A 13098-nucleotide genomic window follows, 5' to 3' on the forward strand; every position below is an offset into this window, starting at 1 on the left:
ATCTGCAGCGTGGGGGTGCCGTTCTGCTGCCGGTCATAGGCGTGGTAGACGATATAGTCGCCGTCGCTCTGCTGGAGGATCGACGCGCCGCCGCGGCCGACGAAACGACTGCCGTCGCCTTGGCCGTTGGTGAGCACCACCGTGCCGCCGCCCTGCATCATCGCCCGCCCGTCGCGATCGACATAGGGGCCGTCCGGTGCCGAGGCGCGCCCGACGACGGTGTTGTAGGTGCTCGCCGCCCCCTGGCAGCAGGAATCGAACGATACGAACAGATAGTAATAGCTGCCGTGGCGGATGATGTACGAAGCTTCGACCGCGTCCGGGGCAGGCCGCTGCGCGAGCGCCCGTGGTGCCGAATCGCCGGCAAGGCGCAGGCCGGTCGCGGGGTCGATGCGGATCAGCTTGATGCCGGACCAGAAACTGCCGAATACCAGCCACGAACGGCCGTCGGCATCGGCAAAGGCCATCGGATCGATCGCGTTGAAATCGTCGGTCGTCTGCGACTGGATCACTGGGCCCTGATCGACCCAGTTGGCGGCCGGTGCCGCCGGATCGATCTTGGTCGCGGTGGCCAGGCCGATCGCGGACTGGTTCTTGCCGAAGGTCGAAACCGAATAATAGAGGCGATACTGGCTGCCGACCTTCGAGATGTCCGGTGCCCACATGCCGGTTGCGCCCGGAACCGCGGTGCGCGCCCAGTCGGGCAACGCGAGGTAGCTGCCGCCGCGCAACGTCCAGGCGCGCATATCCGGCGCCGTGCGCAACGCCAGCAGCCCCTCCGGATCCCCGGCATTGCCGGTGGTGAACAGGTAATAGCTGTCGCCGTCCTTCAGGATCGAGGGATCGTGCACCGGGCTGACCGCGCCGCTGAGCGCGATCGGGGTCGGCGTCGGGCTGGCTGTCGGGGCCGGTGTGGGCGCTGGCGTCGGACTGGGCGTCGGCGTCGCGGCGGGCACGACGACGACCGAGGCGGGCGGCGGGCTGTCGTTGCCGCCACAGGCCGAGGCGAGCAGCAGCGCGAGCGGCGAGATGCGCTTCACGGGCAATTCCTTCCGAATGCAAAGCGGGCGGGCCGTTGGGCCCGCCCGTCAGGAGATCAGTTGAAGCTGTAGCGGGCCCCGATCGCAAAGGTGCGCGGGATCAGCACCGTGCCTAGGTTGAAGCGATCCTTGTCGCCGACATCGCCGAAGCGGTAATATTCCTGCTGCTTGGTGCGCGTCAGGTTCACCGCGTCGAATGTCAGGCCCAGGCGATCGGTGATCCGCGCGGTCAGCTGGAGATCGAGGCTGGCCTCGGCCCGGCGCCACACGCCCAGCGGGTTGGCGAACAGTCGCGACTCGTTTCGCACCTGCCAGGCGTTACGGTACACATAGGAAAGTCGCGCGCCGATCGGGCCCTTATCATAGGCGAGCGTGGCGTTGTACGAGAAGTCGGAGACGCCGAAGAAGCTCGACTGCTGCTCGCCGATCTTCTTGCCGCCATTGTCGTAGATCGGCACGTTCTGGCTCGAGTCCAGCACCGTCAGGCTGCCCTGGAAGCCCAGGCCATCGAGGAACGAGGGCAGATAGGTCGGGAAATAGGTGAGCCCCACTTCCACGCCCTTGAGCACGCCGTTCGAGGCATTGGCCGGGCGGCTGATCACGAAGTTGTTGGTGGCGCCCGCGACGATGCCGTTGTTCGGGATGAACTCCAGCTGGCTCACCGGCACCACCAGCCCCTGGATGTCGCGGCGGAAGCCGGTGACGGTGATCGCGCTGTTGCGGCCGAGATACCATTCGAGCGCCGCGTCATAGTTTTTCGACGTGGTCGGCTGGAGGCCCGCCGTGCCCGCCGAACCGCTGCCATAGCCGACATTGGTGAGGTCGCCGGTCAGCGAATAGTTCGGGTTGATGTCGCCGAAGTTCGGCCGCCGCAGCGTCTGGCCGTAATTGAAGCGGGCGCGCAGGTTCGGCAGGATGTCGTAGCGCGCGGTGAAGCTGGGCAGGAAGCGGTCCGATCCCGGCGAGGCGCGCGAGATCGCGCCGTTGTTGAAGCGATCGACGAAAACCGCGTCGGTATCCACCGCGACATAGCGCACGCCGGCCTGGAGATTGAGCGGCCGACCGAAGATGGTCAGCTGGCCGTCGGCCTGGACATAGGCGGCGGTGGTCTTTTCCTCGACGTCGAACACCCGCGTCATCGTCAGCTGGTCGGAGGTCTTGAGCCCGTAGAGCTTCCGGATCTCGTCGGCATGGGCATAGTTGTAATAGCCGTTGGCCGTCACCCAGCTGGTCGGCACGTCGCCGCGGCCTTCGAAGAAGTCCGAATTGGTGAAGCTCGCCCCGGCCGGCAGGGTGGAGAGCGGACGGCCCAGATTGGCGGCATCGGCGGTGCGCACGTCGCTCGAGGCCTTGCGATCATCGAAGCGGAAGCCGGCCTTGATCTGGCGGAGGAAGCCCTCGTCCCAGCCGTAATGGCCGTCGAGCGTGGCGGTGAAGGCGCTGCCCTTGTCGCGATTGGCGTTGTCGTAGAGCTGGGCGACGTTCCACACGCTCGGATCGGCCAGCGCCGCATCATTGTCGAAATGATAGGAAGGGATGCCGCCGCCGCCGTTGAAGTCGGCGGTGATCTGGTTCGCTACCCGGTCCGTGCGCATCGCGAAGAAGGCGGTCTTGTACGTGCTGGTCTGGTAGGCGAGGTCGGCGACGATGCCGCCGCGGCTGCCCAGGTCCCACTTGCCGTTCAGCGCATAGACGAAGCTGTCGGTCTGGCTGCGGGTATAGTCGCCGCTGTTGAAGCCGTAGACGCTGTTCGCCACGCGCGACTTCACGATGTTGGTGCCGTCATACAGCGTCGGGGCCTGCGGATTGCCCCAGAAATCGACGAAGCTGAACTGCAGGCTGTTATAGGTCTCGCCGCGAAAGCCCGAATAGAATATCTCGGCGGTGTAGACCGAGCTGCTGTTCGGCGCCCATTGGAATGCCGCATTGGCCGAGGGGCGCTCGCGCTTGCCGTACAGGTCCGAGCTGAACACCGCGTCGCGCGACAGCCAATAGGGCGTCGCGATGCCGTTGACCGGCAGGGTCGATCCGACCGCGGTGGGCAGGCCCGTCTGGGTGCCGACCTGCCAGTCGCCAACGCCTGGACCCGAGAGGAACGCGCCGGTCTTCGGGTCGGTCGCCGCCGGGAAGATGCGCTGGAAGCCGGTGAGGCCCGTGCCGGCCGGCGGGTTGAGCGTCGCAAACGGCACGAACGCGCCGGCCGTGGCCGACATGGTGCGGAACTTGGAGCGGGTGTAGCTGCCGTTCACCAGCAGGCCGACATCGCCGATGCCGGTTTCCCACCGATCGCTGATCAGCAGCGCGGCGTTCGGATTGATCTTGTCCGCTTCCTGGTCGTAGATCCCGCGAGCCAGCGCGGAGACGGCGAGGCCCTTGAAGTCGAACGGACGGCGCGTCACCACATCGACCTGGCCGGCAAGGCCGGTCTCGATCTGATCGGCCGCGCGGGTCTTGTAGACATCGACGCGCTGGATGAGGTTCGCCGAGACGTCCTGCAGCGAGAAGGACTGGCCGGCCGCCGTGAAGATGTTGCGCCCGTTGAGTGTGGTCAGCGCGTCGGGCAGACCGCGGATCTGGATGCCGGCGGCTTCGCCCTGGCCACGATCGGTGACCTGGATGCCGGTGACGCGCTGGAGCGCCTCGACCACGTTGTTGTCGGGCAGTTTGCCGACGTCCTCGGCCACGATTGAGTCGACGATCTGGGTGGATTCGCGGCGGCGGTTGAGCGCACCGACGATCGAGGCGCGCACGCCGGTGACGACGATCTCGTCGGCTACCGGGTCCTGCGGTGCCCCGGCCTGCTGCTGCGCATCCCCGCCGGAAACGAGGTTGGCCTGCGCTTCCGCCTGACCGCTGATCGCGATCGACGCTACGGAAACCGAAGCCAGAAACAGCAATTTCGACACCATCTGGTATCCTCCCCACGACTAAAGGTTCACTAAGACAGCGCTCTTGTGGCGCCATTACTCGGACTTTTGGATATCAGGATGCGTGTACGCAGCAAGCGCCGACGTGTGGTTGTACGCTATTAGTCCGGCATATTTCAGCGAAGAAGTTGCAAATTTGCCACATAGTTAGCGATAACGGCCCGAAACCACGCAATCTCGCGGCCCGAGCGCACCATCAGGAGTCACATTTATCAGAGTAATGCGGGCGCGCCTCGACTCCGGCGCAGGCCGGAGCCGAAGCGCTGCGCATTTAGCTGCGCCGCAGGGGACCGTTCGCTACCGGCGTACCGAAGACCGGCGTGCCGTCGGCCGCGTAGCGGAAATACTGCATCCGCGTGTGGCGGTTGGGGTCGAACAGTGGGTCGCCCTGGATGTGGTCATAGTCGCGGGCATGGTAGACCAGCACGTCGCGGCCACGCTCGTCGACAGTGAAGCTGTTGTGGCCCGGGCCGAAAATCTTGTGCTCAGCCGACGTCTTGAAGACCGGGACCGGCGACTTCGACCAGTTGGCCGCCTCCATCAGGTCCGCGTCGGCGCGGCAGGTAAGCATCCCCAGGCAATAGCGCGAATCGGTCGCGCTTGCCGAATAGGTCAGGAACAGCTTGCCGTTGCGGGCGAGCACCGCCGGAGCCTCGTTCACCTTGAACCCGCGGATTTCCCAGTCGAGCGTCGGCACCGACAGCCGGACCGGCTTCGCCGCTAGGGTCAGCGCCGAGGCGAGCGGGGCGAGGTAGAGGTTCGAATTGGTGTCGATGCCCGGCTCGCGCTGCGCCCAGGCCAGATAGCGCCGGCCCTTGTGGACGAAGCTGGTGGAATCCAGGTTGAAGCTGTCCCACGGGGTCTGAAGCTGGCCGAGCACCGACCAGTTGCCCGTCATCGGATCATGGCCGTCGCACACCACCGCATAGGTCCGGATGCGGAACACGTCCTCGCCACCACCGCTGGGGCCGGCAGCAAAATACATCACCCATTTGCCGTCGACGAGATGCAGTTCCGGCGCCCAGAGAAAGCCCGACATCGGTCCGCTGGCCTGATGGCGCCACAGCACGCGTTCGGGCGCGTTCGACAGGCCGGCAAGCGTACGCGAGCGGCGCAGTACCAGCCGATCATATTCGGGCACCGATCCGGTCATGTAGTACCAACCGTCGGTGTGGCGGAACACCTGCGCATCCGCACGCTGGCGCACAACCGGGTTGACGATGGTCGGCGTCGCGGCCCGGCCCAGTGCGGGGGTCGCCGAGGCGGCGGCAGCGCCAGCCAGGAAGAAACGTCGGGTAAGCATCAGGTCCTCCACCAGTATTTTTGTCGGCAGCGCCCGAGCGGCTCGAATTGAACAAGGCGAGGCAGCACCGGTACAGCTGATTGTCTGCCTTTTAGTCCGACATAATATGTGGGTCGTCAAGCGGGTGGAAGTTGCGACGGTGATGCGCCTGGTGAAGCCGCAGCGGCCTGCCCGCCGTCACCGACGCCAGACGCTGGACCCCGCCGGCGGCCTGCGCCGCGCAGGTCAGCGCTGCTTCTTGGCGATGGTCGCAGTGAAGTCGGGATCCTTGTTCGCCACCCAGTCGACGAACTTCCGAACGTTGGGGTTCGCCAGCAATGCCTCGACATCGGTGCCGTGGCGCTGCAGCTCCGCGTTGGTGAAGTTGGTGATCAGCGTCTGCTGGCAGATCGCATGCATCGGCACGACATCGCGCCCGCCGCGGCTCTTCGGCACCGGGTGGTGCCAGACGGTCGTCTTGCCCATCGGCCGGCCGCACAGCCAGCACAATAGCGGTGCTTCGGGCGGTTCGTCCGCGCGGAGCAACTCGCCATAGGGGTCTTTTTTCGACTGTCTGCGGTTCATAGGCGGTGCTCCTACCCGCTTTGGCGACCCGCCGCTACAGGTCGCGAAGCGCCGCGGCGGGCCGGGCGCGAAGGGCAGGGAGGCTACCGAGGATCCCCATGCCTAGGGTCGCCGCGACGGCGGCCGCCACCGTCGCCGCGACAATGTCCCAGCGCGGGGCCCAGGCGATCGCGAAGACCTGAGTCACGACATACCAACCCGCGCCGGTGCCCACGCCGACTGCCACCAGCACCAGGGCGGCGGCAAGCATGGCATATTCCAGCGCCTGTGCGCCCAGCACCTGGCGGCGGCTGCCGCCGAGCAGCTTGAGGATCACCGCGTCGTAGCGCCGGGCGCGGGACGAGGCGGAGACGGCACCGATCAGCACCGCGATGCCTGCCGCCACCGTCACCGCCGCTGCCGCCCGGATTGCCACCGCGATCTGGCCGAGCACCGCGCCGATCTGTCCGATCACGTCGCCGACGCGGATCAGCGTGACCGAGGGGAGCGCGGTTCCGACGCTGCGCATGACGGAGCCGTCGCGCGCAGGGTCTGCGTAGACGCTGGCGAGCAGCCCGTGCGGCGCTTCCTCGATATAACCGAGCGAGAAGACGATGGCGAAGTTGAGCCCGAGCCCGCCCCAGTCGATCTTGCGCAAGGCGGCGATCTTGGCCGGCACGTCGACGCCGAGCACCGAGACGGTGATGCTGTCGCCGACCTTAAGGCCCAGCGCCGCGGCCGCCTTGTCTTCCAGCGAGACGAGCGGAGGGCCGCGATAGTCCGCCGGCCACCACCGTCCCGCGACGACGGTGTTGCGCGGGGGAAGCGTCGCGGACCAGGTGAGGGTGCGGTCGCCGCGGAGCACCCAGGCGCCTTCGGGCAGCGTCTTCATGTCGGCGACACGCACGCCGCGCAGGGCGACGACCGACCCGCGCAGCGACGGCAGCGACTCGATCGTGGCCGTGGGCGCGGCGCTGTGGACGGCATGGGCGAAGGTCGCGGCGTCCTCCGGCTGCAGGTCGATCGCAAAGAAGCGGGGGGCCTTGGCCGGTGCGGCGTTGCGCAGTTCGGCAGCGAGGCTGGCATCGATCACCGCCAGCGCGACGAACAGCGAGAAGCCGAGGCCCAGTGCGACGACCAGTCGATCGGTCTGCGCACCGGGCCGATGCAGGTTGGCGATCGCCAGCCGCAGCAACGGCGTGCGCGCCCTGGGGAGCTTCGAAGCGGCGAACCGGATGGCCAGACCGAAGCTCCACAACAGCGCGATGAGCGCCGCCACCGCACCGACAAAGCCCAGCGCGAGCAGCCGGTCCGATGCGGTCAATACGGCGAGCCCGACCAGCGCCGCCACCAGCAGCGCCATCATCCCCAGCACGATCGCCGATGGCCGGCGACCCATCCCGAGCGCACCGCGCAGCAAGGTCGCCGCCGGAACGTCGCGGGCGCGGGCAAGCGCCGGCAGCGCGAACAGCAACGCCACCAGCAGCGCCAGAAACGCGGCGGTGACCAGCGGGACCGGATAGAGCGCAAGGCGCGGCGGCACCGGCAGCGATGCACCGACGAAGATCGTCAACAGCCAGGGCACGGCCACGCCGACCAGCAGGCCGCTGCCGATCCCGAGCGCCGAAACTGCCCCCAGCTGCGCGAGGAAGATCGCCGCAATCGTCCGCGAGGTCGCGCCGAGCACCTTGAGCGTGGCGATGATCCGGGTCTTGCCCGCCAGATAGGCGGCGACGCCGCTCCCCACGCCGACACCGGCAATGGCAAGCGCGGCGAGCCCGACCAGCATCAGGAATTGGCCGAACTGGTCGATGCCGCGCCGCAGGCCACCGGCGGCATGATCGCTGGTCCGCGCCGTCCAGCCGGCGCCGGACAGGCGGGCGAGCAGGCGTTTCTGCACCTCGGCTGATTCCGCAGGCCTGGCGAGCGCGATGCGATAATGGCTTTCGTACAGGCTGCCGGGCTGCACCAGCGCGGTCGCGTCCAGCCCGGCGAGGTCGACCAGCGCCGGCGGCCCCAGCGTGAATCCCGCGCCGAGCCGATCGGGCTCCTCGGCGATGATTCCGACCACCCGCAGCCATGCCGAACCCAGCCGCACGCTTTCGCCGGGCTTTACCCCCAGCCGATCGGCAACTGCGGCCGCGATGGCGATCTCCCGACCTCGGGGTCGATCGGACAACGCCCCGTCGGCGAGCCGGAAGCGCCCGACCAGCGGCCATGCCGCGTCCGTCCCACGCAGATCAATCAGCATTGCGGGCGTGTCGGTGCGCTTGCGCAGCATTGCCCGCATCGACACCGTCTCGGACACGCGGCCCGCCTCCGCGAAGGCGGCGAGTTCCGCCACGGTGGCGCGGCGCTGGGAGACGGTGAACTCGACATCGCCGCCCAGGATCTGCCGGCCGTTGGCATCGAGGGCAGCGATCATGCTGGCGGCGAGGCTGCCAATGCCGGCCAGCGCGGCGGTGCCGAGGAAGAGGCAGGCGATCAGCAGCACCAGCCCCCGCCCGCCGCGTCGCAAGTCGCGCAGCGCCAGCCGCCAGGCGATGGTCATGCGCCCTGCCGATCGGTGGCGATGCGTCCGTCCGCGAGCGTGACGACGCGCGCACACCGCGCGGCGAGCGCGGGATCGTGGGTGATGACGAACAGAGTCGTCGCGCTGGCGGCGTGCCGTTCGAACAGCAGGTCCATGATCGCGGCGCCGGTGGCGGTATCGAGATTGCCGGTGGGTTCGTCAGCGAACAGCAGGGCAGGGCGCCCGACCAGCGCCCGGGCGATCGCCACTCGCTGCTGCTCGCCACCAGAGAGCTGCGCGGGATAATGGCCCGTTCGGTGCGCCAAGCCGACGGCGGCCAGCTCCGCCTCGGCACGTGAGAACGCGTCCCGCGCGCCGGCAAGTTCCAGCGGCACGGCGACATTCTCCAGCGCGGTCATCGTCGGCAGAAGGTGGAAGGCCTGCAGCACGATGCCGATGCGCCCGCGCCGGGCGACGGCGAGCGCATCCTCGTCCAGCGCGGTGAAATCCAGCCCGGCGACCGACACGGTGCCGCCGCTCGGGCGCTCCAGCCCGGCGAGCACGGCCATCAACGACGATTTGCCAGATCCGGAGGGCCCGAGCAGCGCGATGCTGTCGCCTGCGGACACGCGCAAGTCGACCCCGCGGAGGATGTCGACGCGGGCGGGTGCTCTCCCCAGCGACAGCGAAACATTGCGCGCGTCGATGAGCGCGCTATCGGAAGGGGATGATGCCATGGTCACGCCTGAAGCGATATGGAGGGTTGCGGGGGATTGTCCATCTCGCGTTGCTGTCGGCCCTGGCTTTTGCGCCGAGCGCCGATGCCGCGCCACGCGCGCCGGTGATCTGGGCGTTCGGAGATAGCCTCAGCGCCGGCTACGGCCTTCCGCCCGCCCTGGGGTTCACCGCCAGGCTGGAGGCGGCGTTGCGCCGGGCGGGGGTGGCGGCGACGGTCCGCAACGGCGGCGTCGCCGGTGACACCGCCGCACAGGCCCGCGCCCGCCTGCGATGGGGGCTGCGCGGACTGGGGACCGCGCCCGATCTGGTCATCGTTGAACTCGGGGCGAACGACATGCTCCGCGGCCTTCCGGTGGCGCAAACCAAGGCCAATCTCGATGCGATCCTCACCGAATTGCACAATAGAGGCATTCCCGTGCTGCTCGCCGGCATGCGCGCTGCGCCCAATCTCGGGCCGGAATATGTGGGCGCCTTTGACGGCATCTACCCCGCGCTCGCCAGGAAACATGGAGTAGCGCGCTACCCGTTCTTCCTCGACGGCGTTGCCGGCAATCGGGCGCTGCTCCAGCCGGACGGAATGCATCCGAACGCGCGCGGCGTCGATATCATCGTCGGCCGCATCTTGCCGGAGGTTCGCAAGGCTCTGGGTGGCCCGGCGGCGAGCTCGAGGTGACTAAGCCCCGGCTCTCGACCGTCTGTACTGGGTCCACCGCGGGCATCATCGACTAGGCGATGCTTCGACGATGTTCGGCTGCCGCGCTGGAACAATCCGTGGGGTCCGCCGACTTCCAGCTAAAGTTTCGCGGTGAATTTACGGCGGGTCGCACGCCTGTGCAGCCAATCAGCAGATAAGCAACAAAAATCGCTGGTGACCCCTGCCCCCGCCGAAAGGGTTTTCTAAGCCGCTGGCCTTGGAAGAAAATGGTGCTTCGATGATGGTCTGATGCCGTCGAATGTACCACCACCGTTCTATTTAAATTCGATCGGGATGAGGGGAGGTGCATAGCTCGGGCTGCGTCGCTGTACTCGTAGCTCCCCAACCCCGACCAGCGAGGCGGCCCAGAGGGCTAGCCGATCGATCCCAGTCGAGCCGGCTGCTATGGCGATGCCGCCCGCTGGTGCCCGTCGCGAAGCCGCCCAGCGCGAGCGCGAGGGATGCAGCAATCGGCGTCGCAGAGAGAGGTTTCAGGAAAGGGGCGCGGGAAGGATCGCGACGCTTCCGGCGAGGCCGAACGGCGCATCGCGCCCCCCGGTATCGAACAGCAGCTGGAGCAGGCGTTCGCCCCGGCCGGGCGGCAGGGGCAAGGTAAAGCGGGTGGGAGCCGGGTCGGACTTTTCGGCGACCAGCCGGCCATCCAGCCACAGCCGTACCGTGCCGGTCAGCGCGGCGAAGACGATCGTGCCACCGCACTGGTCGGCCTGATCGCGAGGCGTGAAGGCGAGCTGGAACAGCACCCAGCGGCGTGCCGGATCGCCGGGTTCGACCGCGCCGGGCTTGAGCCACGCCCAGCTGTTCATGTCGCCGGGGGCGATGCGGCGGGCGAGATCGGGCGGGACGGCGGCGGCCGGGGCGACACGCCACTCCGTGAGCTGTTGGCGGCCGTCGATCGCGGGCATGGCGGGAACGTCGTGGGGGATGGCGGGGAGGTGCAGGATCGCGGGGCGCAGGCCAGGGGCGGTCGCGATCAGGCGTAGCGCCGGTGTGCCGTCGGAGCGGAGGATCGTCTGGGCCAGCCCTGCAAACAGTGCGCAGGCGTCGGGGGTTTCCGGCGCGTGGCGGTTGGGATCGCCATTGCCGGTCCCGAGGATCGTGCCGCCCTCCACCGACAGGGCGAAGGCGGTATCGGCGATCGGCACTGGGCGGCCTTGGGCGTCGACGGCTTCCACCGTGATCGGCACCGCATCGCGACCGTCACCGAGGATGCAGGGGCGATCGGGGGTGAGCCGCAGCGCAACCGGCGGCCCGGCGGTTTCCAGTCGCTGGCGCGCGACGATGCGGTCGCCGCGATAGGCCAGGGCTTCGAGGACGCCGGGCGCATAGGTCAGCGTGGTGCGCGCCAGCACGTCGCCGTGCAGGGCGAGCGTGGCGACGGCGCGCCCGTTCAGGCGCAGCGCCACCCGATCTGCATTGGCAATGACGCTGAGCGGCACCTGCTGGCCTTCGTGGCCGGGCCAGGTCCAGTGTGGCCAAACTTCTAGCACCGGCGCCGCGGACCACAAGGCGCGGCGGACGTGGAACGCGGCTTTGGGGAAGCCGCATTGGTCCATCGCGCCGAAGAAGGACGCGACGCTCGGCCATTCGAACGGGGTCGGCTCGCCGCGATAATCGAAGGCCGTCCAAAAGAAGCTGCCGGCGACGAAGGGCCGCGCCGCAACTGTTGCCCAGGCGGTGCGGTGGGCGCTGCCCCAAGCGGCATGGTCGCTATCGTCATCGGCCAGAATCTGCACGGCGCGATCGGTGCGCGCCGCGCCGCGGGTGGCGAAGGCGGATGTATCTTCGGATACGAGCAGCGGCACCGTGGGATGCGCGGCGTGGAAGCGATCGAGCTGGCCGGTGCCGTAGTTGAAGCCGACGATATCGAGCTGGTCGGCGATGTTGGGTTCGGCGAACATCGCGCCGTTGAGCGCGGCGGTGATCGGGCGATCGGGATCGAGCGCGCGGACGACTGCCTTCATCCGCGCGAACATTGCCACGCCGACCGCGCTCGACTGCAGCGATTCCTCGTTGCACAGCGACCAGAGGAACACGCTGGGATGGTTGCGATCGCGGCGAACGAAGCTGGCGAGCCGATCGAGCGCATCGGCGGCGGCGCTCAGTTCGCGATATTCGTTGAGGATCAACACGCCCAATCGATCGGCCGCATCGAGCAATTCCGGGGCGGGCGGATTATGCGCAGTGCGCAGCGCGTTGGCGCCCATCGCCTTGATGCGGCGCAGGCGAAAATCCCAGAGACTGTCGGGCACCGCGACGCCGATACCGGCATGATCCTGATGCGCGCAGGTGCCGCGGATCTTGAGCGGCGCGTCGTTGAGGAAGAAGCCGCGATCGGCATCGAATCGCAGCGTGCGGAAGCCGATGGCGGTATCCACCGCGTCGAGCACGCCCGCCGGGCCGAGCACGCGGGTGCGCAGTTTGTAGAGGGTAGGGCTGTCAGGCGACCAGAGGCGGGGGGCGGCAATGGCCAGCGTCAGGGTTGCGGTCGCTTCGGCCCGGGCGGCAAGGGTGGCGGTGCCCTGCGCGCGGGCGACCACGGTGTCGCCGTCGAGCAGCAGCGCTTCGATCCGCACCGAGACTGCAGGGCCTTGATTGGCGAGGGTCAGCGCCACCGGCACCGTCCAGCCGCCGCTCGTCGCACGCCGGGGCGCGGCGTGGACGCCGTCGACCTCGATATGCACCGGCGCGCGCTTGAGCAGCCAGGCGTGGCGATAGATGCCGGCGCCTTCATACCACCAGCCTTCGCTGGCATCGGCATCGGCGCGGATCGCGATCGTGTTCAGATCGTCGCCGAAGCGGGCGAACGGCGTCAGACCGATGGTGAAGCCGGTGCTACCGCCGAACTGGCGATGGGCGAGCGTGCCGTTGATCCAGATCGTGGCATGGGTGGCGATGCCGTCGAAGCACAAGGTGAGCGCACGGCCGCGATCGGCCAGGTCCAGCGCGAAGCTGCGCCGATACCAGCCGATGCCGCGGCGGCGATAGCCCTGATCGATATTCGCGGTGCGATCGAACGATTGGGCCACGGCCCAATCGTGCGGCAAGCGCACGCTTTGCCAGCCATTGTCGTCAAATTCGTCGGCCGCCGCGCCTTCGGCATTGCCCGCCTTGGCATGGGCATAGGATGCCTCATGGTCGAGCAGCGGCGGGAAGGGGATGTCGCCTTCGTGAAAGCGCCAGCCGATATCGAACGACAGGCGTTCGCGCGGCGGGAGGCGCGCGCTTTCGGCCCGGCCAGCGGCGGGCAGGGTGATGCCGCCCGCCGCCGCAAGCGCCGCGCCTTCGCTCAGGAAGGCGCGGCGGCTAGGCCGATGCAACAT

Annotated in this window: 7 protein-coding genes and 1 pseudogene; 1 reads left to right on the plus strand and 7 read right to left on the minus strand. The window is 68.3% G+C overall.

Features of this window, described 5'->3' with window-relative positions; all coding sequences use genetic code 11:
* From ACTJKY_RS20140 to ACTJKY_RS20165, 6 genes and pseudogenes are all read right to left on the minus strand, one after another.
* Positions 1-1040 (minus strand): arabinan endo-1,5-alpha-L-arabinosidase (locus tag ACTJKY_RS20140; protein WP_440847874.1); only part of this gene is annotated, 1040 nt, incomplete at its 3' end.
* A 56-nt stretch (positions 1041-1096) separates the two neighbouring features.
* Entirely contained in the window at positions 1097-3949 is a 2853-nt protein-coding gene (locus ACTJKY_RS20145) for a TonB-dependent receptor (RefSeq protein WP_440847295.1), read from the minus strand.
* Between the two features lie 301 nt (positions 3950-4250).
* A pseudogene (locus ACTJKY_RS20150) lies at positions 4251-5270 on the minus strand (glycoside hydrolase family 43 protein); the annotation flags it as partial.
* Between the two features lie 225 nt (positions 5271-5495).
* Positions 5496-5834, minus strand: a complete 339-nt coding sequence (locus ACTJKY_RS20155) for a hypothetical protein (RefSeq protein ID WP_440847875.1) — start codon at positions 5832-5834, stop codon at positions 5496-5498.
* 34 nt (positions 5835-5868) lie between these two features.
* Positions 5869-8364, minus strand: a complete 2496-nt coding sequence (locus ACTJKY_RS20160; protein ID WP_440847876.1) for an ABC transporter permease — start codon at positions 8362-8364, stop codon at positions 5869-5871.
* Positions 8361-9062 (minus strand): ABC transporter ATP-binding protein, encoded by a 702-nt coding sequence (locus ACTJKY_RS20165; protein ID WP_440847877.1) that lies wholly within the window; start codon positions 9060-9062, stop codon positions 8361-8363. Before ACTJKY_RS20165 ends, ACTJKY_RS20160 begins: the two co-directional genes overlap by 4 nt.
* A gap of 50 nt (positions 9063-9112) precedes the next feature.
* Between ACTJKY_RS20165 and ACTJKY_RS20170 the strand changes: the two genes are divergently transcribed.
* Positions 9113-9736 (plus strand): arylesterase, encoded by a 624-nt coding sequence (locus tag ACTJKY_RS20170; protein WP_440847878.1) that lies wholly within the window; start codon positions 9113-9115, stop codon positions 9734-9736.
* 512 nt (positions 9737-10248) lie between these two features.
* Here the strand turns inward: ACTJKY_RS20170 and galA are convergent.
* Positions 10249-13098 (minus strand): beta-galactosidase GalA, encoded by a 2850-nt coding sequence (galA, locus tag ACTJKY_RS20175; protein ID WP_440847879.1) that lies wholly within the window; start codon positions 13096-13098, stop codon positions 10249-10251.

It is taken from the genome of Sphingomonas sp. 22176 (assembly GCF_052045505.1).
Taxonomy (GTDB): Bacteria; Pseudomonadota; Alphaproteobacteria; order Sphingomonadales; family Sphingomonadaceae; genus Sphingomonas.

Bases quoted from the DNA above. Each gene is read 5' to 3' on its own strand.
- ACTJKY_RS20160 (WP_440847876.1), bottom strand. From the start codon at position 8,364: ATGACCATCGCCTGGCGGCTGGCGCTGCGCGACTTGCGACGCGGCGGG.
- galA (WP_440847879.1), bottom strand. From the start codon at position 13,098: ATGTTGCATCGGCCTAGCCGCCGCGCCTTCCTGAGCGAAGGCGCGGCG.
- ACTJKY_RS20155 (WP_440847875.1), bottom strand. From the start codon at position 5,834: ATGAACCGCAGACAGTCGAAAAAAGACCCCTATGGCGAGTTGCTCCGC.
- ACTJKY_RS20145 (WP_440847295.1), bottom strand. From the start codon at position 3,949: ATGGTGTCGAAATTGCTGTTTCTGGCTTCGGTTTCCGTAGCGTCGATC.
- ACTJKY_RS20165 (WP_440847877.1), bottom strand. From the start codon at position 9,062: ATGGCATCATCCCCTTCCGATAGCGCGCTCATCGACGCGCGCAATGTT.